The sequence below is a fragment of the Neobacillus sp. plas4 genome, assembly GCF_057221695.1.
The window spans coordinates 2,480,731-2,495,486 of the sequence record NZ_CM170152.1; the positions used below are offsets into that span (position 1 = coordinate 2,480,731).

The following is a 14,756-nucleotide window of genomic DNA, read 5'->3' on the forward strand; positions in this document are numbered from 1 at the left end:
CTCCCTTATGTGCTGCCATACTCACACAGGAGATGCAGACATAATTATTCACGGATAAAGCAAACTACTTGTAAAGGAGGGAGCGGTGGGATAAGTGAATAACAAAACGGTAGATGTTGATGTTTGTATTGTTGGAGCAGGGCCGAGTGGAGCATTATTAAGTTATTTATTGGCCAAAAATGGCGTGACTACCATGATTATCGAGCGGGGCTCTGGAAATACTCCCGCATTTAGGGGCGAGCATATTAGTGCCGAGACAGAAAATATTTTAGAAGAACATCAATTGTTCCATAAGATAGAAGAAAAAGGCTTGCTTCGAATGGAAAGAGTCGAATTTTTCGATCACGGGCAAGTGGTAAAAACGATTACTCCCCATAAGGATGAGGAACACGTAGGCATTCATGTCCCCCAGGCTCACTTAATCAGTACCATCTTAGAGGAAGCAGCAAAATATGATCATTTTAACCATATGGTTAAAACAAAAGGTACCGGACTTATTCAAAGTGAAAATGGAAGTTACTGTGGAGTAAAGGCAATAAAAGGGGAAGAAGAATGGACGATTAACTGTTCCATTGTGGTTGGTGCAGATGGTCGTTATCCAACAGTACGAAACCTTGCAAATATCCCGTTTGAAATCATCAAACACGGCTATGATGTATTATGGGCTAAGATACCTGCACCGGCAGGATGGGAACCAACAGTAAGATTGCTGCTTGCGAACGGTCAACAGCTTGCACTTTTTACTCAAACAGGAGGATTTGTTCAAATTGGGTGGAACATTAGAGAAGGTATATTTCCAGAACTAAAAAAACTCCCACTTAGTACGATTCTAAATCCTCTTCATGAAAACTTCCCTGAATTAACAGAAAACATACAGCTTCATCTTCAGTCTTGGAAGGATATCGTTTTTTTAGATGTTTTTAGTTCAAAAAGTCCCACTTGGGTCAAGGACGGACTTGTAATCATTGGAGATGCTGCACATACGATGACACCAACAGGCGCAATTGGAATTAATGCGGGGATGAAAGATGCTTATGTATTAGCTCCAATCCTAACAAATGCAATCAGAACAAAACAATTTAGTGAAGGCATATTAAGAAAATTCGAAGATCTTCGTAGAGATAAAGTAGAATTACTTCAAGAAGTACAAATCAATGAAGAAAAATCATATCATACCAACTTTGAGCAGTATTCACTATTGGAGAACCGAATAGGAACTTTAACATCCAAGACAATTGAATGAAACGAAAAATAAACGACCTTTTTCAATAATGAAGAGGTCGGTTTGTATGCTTTTGATTTTGTTAAACATGGGATTTTTTACTATAATTACATTCGGAAGGAGAAAAAGTATTTTAGATTTTTGAATACATAAAGTGAGAATTAAAAAGAGTTGAAATGAGGAAAATGATTTGAGTGCAAAGACCAAACAAAAACCCAGTATACTAAAAATGATTATACGAGCATTATTGGTTATGATTGGGGCATTTATTACAGCATACGGACTAGAAACAGTATTAATCCCAAACAATGTATCAGACGGTGGGGTGACCGGTCTAAGTATTGTGGGTTCTCAATTATTTGGATTACCTTTAGGTCTCCTTATTGCCATACTAAACATTCCATTCGTATTTTTAGGTTATAAACAGATTGGTACAAGTTTTGCACTTTACTCCGTTATTGGTATTGCGTCGCTGGCAACCGGCACGCTTCTTATGCATCATTTTACACCTATTATTGTTGGAGATACCTTGTTAGTAACAGTTGTTGGCGGAATCATTATCGGTTTTGGAATGGGTTTGGCTTTACGGAATGGCGGTGCATTAGATGGAATTGATATGTTAGCCGTATTACTTTCACGTAGATTACCTTTTGGAACAAGTGACCTTATTTTATTTTTAAATATGTTCGTCTTTATTGTTGTGTCAACCGTCTTCGGTCTTCAAGGAGCGATTCTTTCGGCCATCGCTTACTATATTGCTTCTAAGGTCATACATATCGTGGAAGAAGGTTTAAGTGGTTCTAAAACCTTTAAAATTATTACCAATGAACCAGAATTAATGGTAGAGAAGATTCGTGACAACTTAGGACGCGGTGCAACTTATAATGTGGTGGAAGGCGGTTATTCAAACGAAAGATTCAAGGAAATCAATTGTGTGATTAACCGATTAGAAGATAGTAAAATGAAAGAAATTATTAACGAAATTGACGAAAATGCCTTTGTCATTGTCTATGATGTAGCAGAAGTAAAGGGTGGTAACTTCAAGAAGCATGATGTTCATTAAGGTGAAGCAAAATTAATTTTTTCAAGGTTTTAGATAGATATTAAACGGCAAAAAGAAATGTCCTTCAATTGTTTGAAGGACATTTTACCTTTCTAGCTTGGATCATTTTCATCCAATGTCAAAATGGTTACATTCGTTGATTCACCGTTCGCAATTTCCTCTTCCGTAGCATCCTGATTTAATACATCTTCCGTATTCATTCCCTCAGCAAGCGTTGGTTCTTCTTTTGAATATGTATCTTTTTTCATTCTAGACACCTCTTTCCATTAATTATGTGTGAACATGAAATTATTGTTTCCAAAACGAACAATTTTATCAAATTTCACCTATATATAAGCTATGAACTGAGCTATTCTCTGAATTTATTTTTTGCTGCCTATTCACCCTGCATTAGTTGAAGAAAAGGGGTATAGAATAGGGACTACGCCTCCACGTTTGTCCCTCTTTCACTATCTTTTTTATTTTTAACATCAAATTAACTTAAACTTAAAAAACTAGTTATATAATGAAATTGGGTTAAAAGCGAGAAATTATAATGCTGACATTCGAGAAATATCGGTCTCCAATTTTGTTCTATGGTTTATCTATTGGAATAAGATTGAAGTGTGAAGCTGTTTTTGAGTCAGCATTTAAATCTAGGAGGAAAATCCAATTATGCCTAATTTGCGTTTTAGTGCCGTATCTCTCGTAATATCAGGAATATTATATGTACTTTATCCTATAATTCGTCCATTTTCCGATGAAGCTTCCTTAGAAGGAGCAGCAGCTTTCGCATCCAGCGAATGGCTGGTGGCTCATATACTCGCCATTGTAGCTTTTACACTATTACCTCTAGGTTTTCTCGGGCTTTATCAATCATTACAAGATACTACATTAAAACCACTAATCTATTCTGCGGTTGTATTATGTTTAGTAGGCACAGGTTTATCTTTACCGTTTTATGGAGGGGAAACGTACGGTCTACATGCTATCGGACTGGAGGCGATAACACAACAGACAGTAGCTTTGGTTAGTATTTCAAATGTCGTACGTACTGGTCCAGGCCTAATTATGTTTCTGATAGGTCTCACGTTACTTGCTATTGCATCGATAATAGTTGCGGTTACGATTTGGAGGTCAGGAAAGTACCAAAAATGGAGCGGTATTCCCTTCGCGTCAGGAATGGTTTTATATATCCCACAATTCTTTGGTGGTCAGGAGCTTCGTGTAATTCACGGCTTGCTTGTCACAATGGGGTGCTTATGGATAGCTGTTGGCTTATGGAGGCAAAGTAAACCAAGTATCAACCAAAATACAAAGAGAAGCATTTCAATATTAAAGTAAATATTTTCCGAAAACAAAAAGGACAGAATAACTTATTCTGTCCTTTGTAGCTTCTCACAAAAGAAGTCCCTACAATGGTCAGGAGAATGAACAATACCACAATTAACGCAAAAGAGTTTCTTGAAGGTACAATATGGTGCTTTGGTGGCATCAAATAATATATGCACACATAATATTAATGAATGGACAAGTGCTAAATACTAGAAACTTTAAACATGTTTGTATAGTTTCTCTCGATTTTTCTTCACTATAATTCCTGTACTCTCTTATAGTCAGTTCTTTTATTTTCTCCTGTACGGCATGCTTTTTTAATAAGGGAATAATTTACGAGGTAATAAATTAAATTACAAATGAGTTTCTCATAGAGCTATTCAGGTTATTATACTAACTTTGTGTGAAGGGATGAAGAAAAAATAAAAACCTAGATCCATTTGATCTAAGCCAATTGCGGGTTAAATATAAATTTGCGTTGAAAAAAAGGTGTATTACAGATGTTTTAATAAATATGTCTAATTCCAGATAAAGGGATTGTAAATGACTTTTGTTTTTCATCTTTTAGAGAAAGTATTTGCTCAATTAGATTTAATCTAAAAACGCGCCCTGTAATTGTTTGTAAGACTCCATTCGTATAATAATCAATAGTAATAAGTTTATCTTCAGTTAGTTTTTTCAAATACATAGATATCCTCCTTTAATAAGAAATGGTTTAACACAAACCTATTATATAAATAGTTTTTTAAGATTAGATTAATAAGTTGTTAAAGAAATGTGAATTAAGAAGGTATTACTAAAATTGATGGAGATTGATACTCATATTATTCAAATTTCTACCTCAAAAAGTTATTATATGAGGATGTAATGGATTGAAAAAAAGGGAGAAGGTATTTTAGAAGGTTTTTTGATTCATTTGACATGGCTTTTTTTAACCTGGGGCTACAAACTGACACATTGCAAATAGGATGGGCGTTTATTATTTTAGGTTAGGATATTAGAGGAAGAGGGAGTAGAAGTAGAAGTCGCTTTTGGTAGCAGAACTATATAATAATACTGTATTGAATCAATTCTGGCATAAAAACAGGCATTCATGCATTTACCTAAATAAGGGGGTGTGATATGCGCAACTCAAAGCGAATGACATCAGGTATTTGGGGGAATAAAAGTTCAGGTGATTTAACTGTCAAAGTGGACTTTTATTCCAATAAAACACGTCTTGTCATGGGTGCTCTGTTAGGATCAGTAGCCGTTATTCTTCAATCAGCTGGCATTTTCACTGGTCTAGGATATATTTTTAGTATGTTAACAACGGGTCCTATCGTCCTAGCTTGTCTTCTGTCCACGAGAATCGGACTGATGACGTATATTGTTTCGATTTTCCTCTTAGCCGTGGTCCAACCAAGTGAATTAATGGTGTTTCCTTTTACAACAGGTTTGTTAGGCTTGAGTATCGGAATGGGTCTAAAGTATATAAAGAGACAGATTTTCATCGTTTTCTTTGCCTCATTATGTTTATCAATGGGTATTTGCATTTTACTCTACGGAATAGGGTTTCCCGTCCTAGGCCCGTCTGTATCTTCTGAATTTAATATAATGGTCTTCTTTGGAATTTTTACCTTTTCTCTTATTTACAGCTGGATTTGGCTGAGAGTTAGTCTTTTGGTATTTTACGTGTTTCATAAGGCGATCATTCGTAGACCCCCCACTAAGAAGTAGGGGGTCTTGTCGGATTCAACATGGAGCTGTAAAATAACGATGAATCACACAAATTGAGGTATCTAAATGAAAAGATATAAATTAATTAAAAATTTCAGAGGCCAATTTAAAAAGGGAACTATTTACTTTGTTATAGGTGAATCTGAGTTTATTGGCGTTAAAGAATTCGTTTTACAAACAAAGAATTTAGACGGCAAAATCATCCTTTCAGAAAAAGAACTGAAGGATCACTTTAGACAAATATATTAATTATGGGACTTGGCATGTAATCAAGAGGGATTGAATATACTCCATTTCTATTTTGTTTGGAAGTAAGGTCGACGCTCGAGGTATGCTTAAGTAACATGGTTAAAAGCCTATTTCGATTATGATCAAAATAGGCTTTGTTTTTATTTATATTTCTCTATCAACAAGATGATAAGTCTTAAATTCTAGTTTCTTTGTTGTTTCAAGATTGATTATTTCTATACTATCTAATTTTATTCTTTTTGAGAATAGTGGGCCATCAAAAACAAAGGTATGATATTCACCTGATTCTCCCATTGGACAGATGGCAATCTGTTCGACCTCTCGGATAAAGGATCCATCTATGAGTCTACCAAGCCAGGTTTCATCTAATACATCTTCTCTAACACGAATTACAATTGCCTTGTAGCCAGAATTAACAAAATTCTCAAGTAACTTTAATGAATTTTCCTTTTTCGTCCAAAGCGGATATAAGGCCTCAACACCAGCTGCGCTTGCCACTTTTTCTCCCCAATCGCGATGTTCCTGCAAATATAAATCACCGTAAGCAATACCTTTGATTTCATATTGTTCTTTCAAAGTTTGTACGGCATTTACAAATTCATTGGTATAGGTTTCGTATGTACATTCTATGAAATGAACAGGGATGGAGAGAGCCTCACCTTGTAATGTAATCATTTCAGTCCGCTCGCCGTGCCCAAAGGTGCGACCATGCTCTTTGGGGACCGTAGTAACCAAACTAACAACTTCATAGCCTGCCTTGGTAAGAGTATCCAATGCGATACAACAATCCTTACCGCCGCTCCATGATAATACAATTCGTTTTTTCAACATGATCATCCTCATTAACTATTACTTTTCTTTATATTTTATCACAATCTCAAGTTGTATTGGCATAGCTTCTGCATAGAAATCCCCAGTCAAGAATGAAAGATAGGTAACCTCCTTACACCCCAAAAAAAACCATTTGTATCTATAATCTCCCAATTTCCATACATAAAAATGAATGATAGTATCAAGTAATGAAAAAAGGGGTGGACCGTTAATGTTGTTTAGGGGATTGAAGACGAAAGAGGATGTCATCATTCGAAGATCTATAAGTCCTGGTTTATTGGCATTGTACGTTGATACGTTGGTAATGGCTATTGGTTTTTATATGCTTGTTCCCATTTTAAGTGTTTATTTTATTAATCATTTAGGTATGAGTACGGTACTTTCTGGATCGATTATTGCAGTGAGTGGTTTAGCACAAAATGGATTACGGTTTTTTTGTGGGATTGCGGCTGACCGGATTGGATACAAGAAAGCCATTCTATTAGGTGTTGGGATTCGTATTGTTGGCTTTACCCTATATGGTATTGTCCATAATCCAGTAGGGTTTGCAATGGCAGCATTTATTTCCGGTTTGGGTGGTGCGCTCTTCCATCCGGCAAGCTTCGGTGCCTATGCCAAAACCACTAGTGAAGAAATGAAATCAAAGATTTTTAGTATTCGAGAGACTCTCAGTAATGTTGGCTTTATTCTGGGTCCCGTTATAGGAATGTTTCTTCTTCGGTTCGATTTTTCTCTAGTTTGTTTTACATCCGGATTTATGTTTGTGCTTGCATTTTTACTATCATGGTTTCTATTGCCAAGAATGGATGGTAAAACGACAGAAAAACAGAAACTTCTTCCAATCGCAAAAAAAATAGTAAATAATAAGAATTTTATTGTATTTTGTCTGTTAATCATCGGTGTTTGGGCATTAAACGTTCAGCTGTATCTATCCGTTCCTGTAAGAGCTAAAGTATTACTGGAAAATGTTGATCATGTAGCTTTTCTTTATATGGCTGGAGCATTATTTATGGTACTGCTGCAAATTCCATTGTTACAAATTCTATCAAAGAGAATTCATCAACTCCAAATTATGGCGATAGGTACATTCATTCTAGGAACTAGTTTGTTGATATTTGGCTTCACAACAGGTCTTTGGTCAATGTTAGGGGCGGTGCTTATTTTTACTCTTGGACAGATGCTGGTTGTACCTACGATGAATCACTTAATATCTAATTTCTCTGATTCTCAATCCTTTGCAACTTATTTTGGATTTACCGGATGGAGTTTTGCTCTCGGCGGCTTCCTGGGGAATACAGGCGGAGGATATCTCCATGATCTTACATTACAAAGCCAGTATTCCTTGGTACCATGGATAACGATGTTTATATTCGGATGCATCATAACCATTATTTTTTATAGGAAAGGGTCCAAAAACTAAAAAAAACACATAGTCAGCTAAAATGCCTCCGAAGTACTAATTATTTTTAAATGATAAAATTCAATCAATAGGATGATGAAAACCCTCAAGTTAGAAGAATTAAATTTAGAGAAGGAGGTCACAATGCTGAATTACATTGTAAAGATAGAGAACAAGGAGGGAAAACATAGATGAAAAGTACAGTCGTTCAAAATTTAAGTACAGAACCAAACATTACGTTAAAAAAGAAATCTCGTTTCCGTCAAGCTCTTGAAAGACTCAACAAATATAAAGCGCTTTATTTTATATCGATACCAGGAATCTTATATTTCCTAATCTTTAAATATACCCCGTTAATGGGATCGATTATTGCCTTCAAGGATTACAATATATTCATGGGAATATGGGATAGCACTTGGGTGGGCCTTAAACATTTTAAGGGGCTTTTTCAGAATCCAGATTCGATTCGTGTTTTAAAAAACACATTGCTGTTAAGTTTTTATGATATATTAATTTTTCCTGCTCCTCTGATATTAGCGTTGTTATTGAATGAATTACGGTTAGTAGTTTATAAGAGGTTTATTCAAACGATTGTCTATATGCCGCATTTTCTTTCTTGGGTTATTATCAGCGGCTTGTTTATTGGAATTCTTTCTCCGACTACTGGTATTGTAAATAAATTTATTGAATGGTTAGGACATGAGCCGATTTATTTTATGGGATCTGAAGATTTTATTCGTCCGATACTGGTGCTCACATATTTATGGCAAAGTGTGGGCTGGGGAACGATTATTTACTTAGCAGCACTTGCAGGCGTCAACCCGGAACTCTATGAAGCTGCTAGAGTAGACGGCGCCAACAGACTTCAGCAAATTTGGAATGTAACAGTTCCTGCTATTCTTCCAACATTTAGTATTTTATTCCTTCTCCATATCGGACATTTTCTTGATTTCGGTTTTGAAAGGGTTTACGTATTTCTCAATCCATTAAACCAGGCAAATGGAGATATTCTTGATACGTATATTTATGAGGTAGGTCTACGAAATGCCCAGTACAGTTTTACGACTGCAATAGGACTATTTAAATCAATCGTCGGACTCGTGCTTCTGGTAATAGCAAACTTTGTCAGCAAAAAAGTATCAGGAAACAGTTTATATTAGGAGGGGAAAAGATGAAATATAGTACAAGCTTAAAATCAAAAATATTTGACGTCGTAAATATGTTGTTTTTAGCATTACTATCGCTTACGATGTTACTTCCTTTATTATCCGTATTTGCTAAATCATTCAGCAACTCGAATGCTATAGCGAAAGGGGAGGTCTTCTTTTGGCCGGTAGATTTTACCTTAATCAATTATGAATATGTGTTCCACGACGCATCTATTTGGAGGGCATTTCTGGTATCAGTAATTATTACAGTGGGTGGGACATTTATTAACTTATTGGCTACAACGTCTCTTGCTTACCCGCTATCAAGACCGGAATATAAAGGGAAAAAGATCATTTTATTCATGGTATTATTCACAATGATTTTTTCTGCACCGTTGATTCCATCGTATTTAGTTGTTAAAAGCTTTGGAATGGTTGATACGCTCTGGGCTTTAATTATTCCAAGTATGATTAGTGCATTCAATTTCTTTGTTATGAGATCTTTCTTCTTAAATATACCAAGCACCTTAATCGATGCAGCCCGAATAGACGGTCTTGGGGAGCTGGGAATCTTATTCCGCATCGTATTACCACTATCAAAGCCTGTTTTAGCCACAATTGGTATCTTTTATGGTGTGAGCCACTGGAATAGTTATCAAACTGCCTTGTACTACTTAAATGATCCAAAATTGTATCCGTTGCAGGTAAAATTAAGACAAATGATTGTTAATGATGAAATGTCCGTAGAAGCCAATTCCGTGTATTCAACCATTGCATTAAATTCACCTGAAGGTATTCAAATGGCTACAGTAGTGGTTGCAACACTGCCAATATTATTGTTGTATCCATTTTTACAAAAGCATTTTGTAAAAGGAACCATGCTTGGTTCAATTAAAGAGTAATTATAAAAAAATCCCAAGTAGACTAAAAGATAGCCCATTGTTGATAGATTAATTGAAAGAATATAATCAATACAAGCGAATGAAAACGCTTGCTAAATTAAATAGAGGGGGCAAGATCAATGAAGGATGTTAAAAAAGCTTTAAAGATTTTTGCAGTTGCACTTTTTTCGCTTATTTTACTAGCAGGATGTCAAAGTAAGCAAACATCTAAAAAAGCCGATGAAACAAAAGAAACAAAAGAAACAAAAGAGGTATCAAAGGAACCATTAAAATTCTCGATTTCCATGCGTACACTAGCTTTTACCCATGTGGAAAATTCTCCAAATATCAATGAGGATGAATATGTAAAAGAGCTGGAAAAGTTAACGAACACAGATTTAGATATTCGTCTTATGCCGCATAATGAATACTCGACAAAAATGGACTTAATGTTTGCTTCAGGAGATATACCGGATGTTGTTCAGACATCGGCCGGTTTTGGTGAAGGAAGTGGACAATCTTTACAACAGGCCGTTGAAGCAGGTGTATTCCTGCCGCTTGACGATTTAATTGAAAAGTATGGACCAAATTTAAAAAAGTATATTCCAGAGCAAGCTTGGGAGAAACAAAGATATAAGGATGGTAAGATTTATTCAATTCCAGAGTTCCTTTCTAATCCTTCACGGAGAGCAACGTATATCCGAAAAGACTTATTGGATAAAGCCGGTTTGGAAGTACCAAAAACTGTTGAAGAATCGTTAAATGTTTTACGTGAATTTAAGAAAATGGGTGTAGCACAGCCATTTGGCGGACGCGCAGACTTCAAGTATGCTGATACTTTCTTTGGAGCATTCGATGTTTTCCCTTACAGCAGCATGTGGGAACTAGATAAAGCTGGAAAACCTGTACCGAAGTTCTTTGATTCAAAAAATATGGAGGCAGCCCTTGAAACATATAAGACTATGTATGATGAAGGTTTGCTTCATAAAGAATTTTTAACAATTGATTCAAAGCAGTATAAAAATGAAGCGATAACTGGCAACATTGGAATGTGGTCCATGAATGCCAATGAATTATTACAATGGGCGCAGCAATTAAAGGAAAATGTACCTGATGCTGAAATTGCGATTATTCCTTCTCCAACAGGACCAGACGGCAAAGGTGGATATTACCTATATGGTGATGTAACACGTGCTTACGCCATCAATAAAGAAACAGAAAATCCAGAAAGAATTATTAAATTCTTTGACTGGATGCTATCAGAAGAAGCAGAAAAGTACTTCACATACGGAATTGAAGGAAAAGATTATACAATGGAAAATGGAAAAATCAACTATAAGACCCCTCAAACAGTTGATGAAGTAAACATTGAACGTTACCGTACTGCATTCCTTTGGATGGTCCAGGACACCACATATATTAAAGGGTTACTGGAAATGACACCGGAAGGTCAGGAACTGATTAAGGTGTACGATGACATTCTTGCAAAAGAAGGCCGTGATGGGATAAATTTTGACCCGCCATTGAAGGCTTTGGATACACTGCCTGATCTTCAGCCAAGTTCGGATACTCCGCCAAAATTGTTGATGGGACATATGGCTAAGATGATTACTGGCGCTGAACCAATCAGCGATTGGCCAAAGGTGGTTGAGGAATGGAAAGAAAGAGGCGGTACTAAGGTATTAGAAGAAGCTGCTGAAAGATATAAAAACAAAGAATATACAGAATCAAGAAGAAAATAACAAGATCTGGCTGTCCTAAAATTTACTTTGGGATAGCCTTCTTGCATATGCCCATGTCATGAAACCTATAATATCGACCGTTTATTTAGTTTTCCAAAACAATTTTATTTTTCCCACAGATTACATTGTATAATATTTAATAGTTCGAAAAATTCAATAAAAGGGTGCGACAGTCAATGAAAATATTAATTATTGAAGATGAATTCATGATCCGTAAAAAATTACGCCATCTCTTAGAGCATTTGGAATTTGAAGGAATGTGCATAGACGAAATCCTTGAAGCCGAAGATGGTATTGATGCAGAACTTCTTTTACAGGATCAAGCATTCGATATTATCTTTACGGATATTAATATGCCAGAAATGGATGGTCTAACGCTGCTGGAGAAATCATCCAATTATCAACCTGCTGCTCACTGGGTTATCTTATCCGGCCATGATTCGTTTCAATATGCACAGAAGGCGATTTATCATGGTGCAAAAGACTATCTTTTGAAACCGATTACAAAGGATAAATTGAATGAGACGATGCAACGTTTGGTAGAGAATATCAAAAGTGAGCAGAATAACTTCATTGAAATCGATGATATGGAAGAAATGTTAGCAACCCTGGAATCTGCCATTTGGGTCTTAGACGGAGAACTTGTAAAAGAAACCATGGGGACGTGGGGAGATAAAGTAGAGAAAAAAAATTTAAAGCTATCATACTATCAAAGTCTAATGAATCATTTATTAAAAAACTTAGTGGTTCGGATTAACCAAAAAGGAAGCATCAGCCTTGATGTTACATTTAATTTGATGGGAGAGCATATCAATCAAATTACCAGCCAATTTATGGAAAGCTGTTTATATGTGATTGACATGACAAGAGTCCAAAGAAAAGGAAAGTTAGTTGACCCGATTGAGACAGCGAAGGAATATATGAGCAAGAATGTTTGTGCCAAAGTAAACTTGGAGGAGGTTGCCCAAATACTAGGTCTTAACAGTTGTTATTTTAGTCAATTATTTAAAAGGGAAACAGGACAGACATTTGTCGATTATCGCATTCATTTAAGAATGGAAGCAGCTAAACAGCTGCTTGAACGTAGTAATTTGCGGATTATTGATATTTCTAGTGAAATTGGATATGATGATGCTCCGCATTTCACCAAGACATTTAAGAAATATATCGGCATCTCGCCGAAAGAATATCGAAAGTCATTAGGGATCAAAGCATGAAAAAATGGCTTCATAGTATGAACCTTTTTCAAAGATTGCTGTTGTATTTTTCAATTGTTATGATATTACCATTAATCATTGTGGCAAGTATCATTTATATGCAATCATCCAATAGTCTTGAAAAACAAACAGAAGACTATCTCGGACAAGTGGTCACAAATGTGTCTTTTCAAACGGACCGTTTTGTAAAGAATTACGAGTTAGTAACCCTGCCGCTTGTTTCCAATTCGAATGTAAAGCATTTCCTTGATTTGGAAGAAACAAATGTGAAGGTGAAGGAACATATCCGCTATCAATATTACGAAGAAATATGGGCAATGATGGATACGATCATCATGCAGAAGCCTGAAATCAATAGAATGTACATAATGGGAGACAACGGAAGACATATTGATTTACGTGATAAAGGAAGTTCTTTTTCCGAAGAAAAATATAATCAGTTAAAAGAGATTACTCCCGACAGCGGAAAAATGATAATTTATCCGTCCGATCAAAACGGTCATGTTTCCTTAACGATTGCAAGAAAAATCAGAGGTATGAATTCGTTTACTCCTAATGGAATCTTAATCATCCAAATTAATGCTTCCGAATTAGGAGAATTGTGGAAAGAGGCCAACTTAGGTAACGAAGGATTTTTTATGATTGCAGACCCAGATGGAAATGTCATCTATCATCCTGACTCAAAATTTATTGGTAATACGTTGAATAAAGTGGGAAGAGAAAAGATTGCTCAGTTGAACAATGGTACTTTTTTCGATCAATGGAATAATGAATCCACATTTTTTCATTTTTTAACTTCCGATTATACCGGATGGAAACTGATTGCAGCCGTGCCTGAGTCACAGCTGTTTGCTCCCATTTCCGGTGTCCGATTAACGGGTATTATTTCAGCTATTATTGTGACGATTATTGCCCTTATTTTATCACTTAACTTTATTATGCAGATTATAAAACCAATCAGATTGTTAGAACGGACAATGAAAACTGTCGAGCAGGGGAAGTGGAAAAAGGTACCGAATCTTCCAAGAAAGGATGAAATAAGCAGCCTGCTAAGGAGCTATAATACCATGGTGGACAGGCTTTCTACGCTAGTTGATCAGGTCTATAAAGCGGAGTTAAAAAACAAACAGGTAAAAATCGAATTGCAGGAAAGAGAGCTTGAAAAACAAAAGATAGAGATCCAGGCACTTCAATCACAGATTAATCCCCACTTTTTGTACAATACCCTTGAAACGATGAACGCATATGGGGTTATTAATGGAGTGGAGGAAATTTCAGAGATGTCCGAGGCCTTAGCGAGTATGTTCCGTTATTCTGTCCGGAGTTTTGAATTGGTCACATTAGCGGATGAAATTGAACATGTCAAAAGCTATCTCATTATTCACGACCACAGAATAAAAAAGCCTATTAAACTGGTTGAAGATATTGAACCTTCCCTATATAATGCCTCCATAGCGAAGCTCAGTCTGCAGCCTCTTGTTGAGAATGCGATTCAACATGGCTATCGGAAAGGAATGCCGGAAATCCTGATAACGATTCGAGCGGCCATACATGGTTCGTGTCTTCATGTTTCTGTTATCGACAATGGCAGGGGAATGACAAATGAAAGATTGATAGAAATTCAGGGGGCTATGACGCCTGATAAAAAGAACAGGCCGGACTTCAGAAGCGATCTCGGTATTGGGGTCACCAATGTTAATCGACGGATTCAACTCCTTTTTGGCGATCAATATGGATTAGAACTAAAAAGTAAGGTAAATGAGGGCACAATGGTTTCGATTGTTCTACCAAACCAAACCCCAGATAGTAAAACAGGAAAAACCGCCTAATAATCTCTTGAACTTTCTAAAATTTTGATAAGTCTATATAAAAAAAACAACGGTCTCTCCCTTAACCAATTGGTTAAAATGAAGGTAGATTTTTTACCATTAATTGATAGCGCTTTCAACTGCCGCTATTCCAAAGGAGTGT

14 protein-coding genes and 1 pseudogene are annotated in these 14,756 nt (G+C 36.2%); 11 read left to right on the forward strand and 4 right to left on the reverse strand.

The genetic code is table 11. The annotated features are described in order from the left end of the window. Positions 1-94 precede the first annotated feature (94 nt). On the forward strand, positions 95-1,243 hold the full coding sequence (locus AC2TFD_RS12385; RefSeq protein ID WP_484675770.1) for an FAD-dependent monooxygenase: 1,149 nt from the start codon (positions 95-97) through the stop codon (positions 1,241-1,243). 208 nt (positions 1,244-1,451) lie between these two features. After that, positions 1,452-2,285 carry a YitT family protein gene (locus AC2TFD_RS12390; protein WP_484676304.1) on the forward strand — a complete coding sequence of 278 codons (834 nt, stop codon included), beginning with the start codon at positions 1,452-1,454 and terminating at the stop codon, positions 2,283-2,285. 92 nt (positions 2,286-2,377) lie between these two features. On the opposite strand, the gene AC2TFD_RS12395 is transcribed toward AC2TFD_RS12390, so the two are convergent. Then, a complete protein-coding gene (locus AC2TFD_RS12395) occupies positions 2,378-2,533 on the reverse strand; it encodes a hypothetical protein (protein ID WP_484675771.1) in 156 nt (51 codons plus the stop codon). 406 nt (positions 2,534-2,939) lie between these two features. Here AC2TFD_RS12395 and AC2TFD_RS12400 point away from each other — a divergent pair, with 406 nt between their 5' ends. Continuing rightward, entirely contained in the window at positions 2,940-3,608 is a 669-nt protein-coding gene (locus tag AC2TFD_RS12400; protein WP_484675772.1) for a hypothetical protein, read from the forward strand. Positions 3,609-3,654: 46 nt separating this feature from the next. Here the strand turns inward: AC2TFD_RS12400 and AC2TFD_RS12405 are convergent. Continuing rightward, positions 3,655-3,759, reverse strand: a pseudogene (locus AC2TFD_RS12405) (YjcZ family sporulation protein); the annotation flags it as partial. A gap of 345 nt (positions 3,760-4,104) precedes the next feature. Continuing rightward, positions 4,105-4,287: a YolD-like family protein gene (locus AC2TFD_RS12410; protein ID WP_484675773.1), complete on the reverse strand. Its 183-nt coding sequence runs from the start codon at positions 4,285-4,287 to the stop codon at positions 4,105-4,107. A gap of 434 nt (positions 4,288-4,721) precedes the next feature. Between AC2TFD_RS12410 and AC2TFD_RS12415 the strand changes: the two genes are divergently transcribed. Next, positions 4,722-5,318 carry a hypothetical protein gene (locus AC2TFD_RS12415; RefSeq protein ID WP_484675774.1) on the forward strand — a complete coding sequence of 199 codons (597 nt, stop codon included), beginning with the start codon at positions 4,722-4,724 and terminating at the stop codon, positions 5,316-5,318. A 66-nt stretch (positions 5,319-5,384) separates the two neighbouring features. Further along, on the forward strand, positions 5,385-5,567 hold the full coding sequence (locus AC2TFD_RS12420) for a hypothetical protein (RefSeq protein WP_484675775.1): 183 nt from the start codon (positions 5,385-5,387) through the stop codon (positions 5,565-5,567). 144 nt (positions 5,568-5,711) lie between these two features. Here the strand turns inward: AC2TFD_RS12420 and AC2TFD_RS12425 are convergent, their stop codons facing one another. Beyond that, the gene (locus AC2TFD_RS12425) at positions 5,712-6,398 is read right to left on the reverse strand and encodes a Dph6-related ATP pyrophosphatase (protein WP_484675776.1); all 687 of its coding nucleotides are present in this window, start codon (positions 6,396-6,398) and stop codon (positions 5,712-5,714) included. Positions 6,399-6,609: 211 nt separating this feature from the next. Between AC2TFD_RS12425 and AC2TFD_RS12430 the strand changes: the two genes are divergently transcribed. From AC2TFD_RS12430 to AC2TFD_RS12455, 6 genes are all read left to right on the forward strand, one after another. Next, entirely contained in the window at positions 6,610-7,818 is a 1,209-nt protein-coding gene (locus AC2TFD_RS12430; protein ID WP_484675777.1) for an MFS transporter, read from the forward strand. A gap of 170 nt (positions 7,819-7,988) precedes the next feature. Next, positions 7,989-8,957 (forward strand): ABC transporter permease, encoded by a 969-nt coding sequence (locus tag AC2TFD_RS12435; protein ID WP_484675778.1) that lies wholly within the window; start codon positions 7,989-7,991, stop codon positions 8,955-8,957. 11 nt (positions 8,958-8,968) lie between these two features. Further along, a complete protein-coding gene (locus tag AC2TFD_RS12440) occupies positions 8,969-9,847 on the forward strand; it encodes a carbohydrate ABC transporter permease (protein ID WP_484675779.1) in 879 nt (292 codons plus the stop codon). A 119-nt stretch (positions 9,848-9,966) separates the two neighbouring features. Continuing rightward, entirely contained in the window at positions 9,967-11,568 is a 1,602-nt protein-coding gene (locus tag AC2TFD_RS12445; protein WP_484675780.1) for an extracellular solute-binding protein, read from the forward strand. A 176-nt stretch (positions 11,569-11,744) separates the two neighbouring features. After that, positions 11,745-12,785, forward strand: coding sequence for a response regulator transcription factor (locus AC2TFD_RS12450; RefSeq protein WP_484675781.1), 1,041 nt, complete (start codon positions 11,745-11,747; stop codon positions 12,783-12,785). Next, positions 12,782-14,614, forward strand: coding sequence for a sensor histidine kinase (locus tag AC2TFD_RS12455; protein WP_484675782.1), 1,833 nt, complete (start codon positions 12,782-12,784; stop codon positions 14,612-14,614). The genes AC2TFD_RS12450 and AC2TFD_RS12455 overlap by 4 nt, the downstream gene beginning before the upstream one ends. The last annotated feature ends 142 nt before the right edge of the window (positions 14,615-14,756 follow it).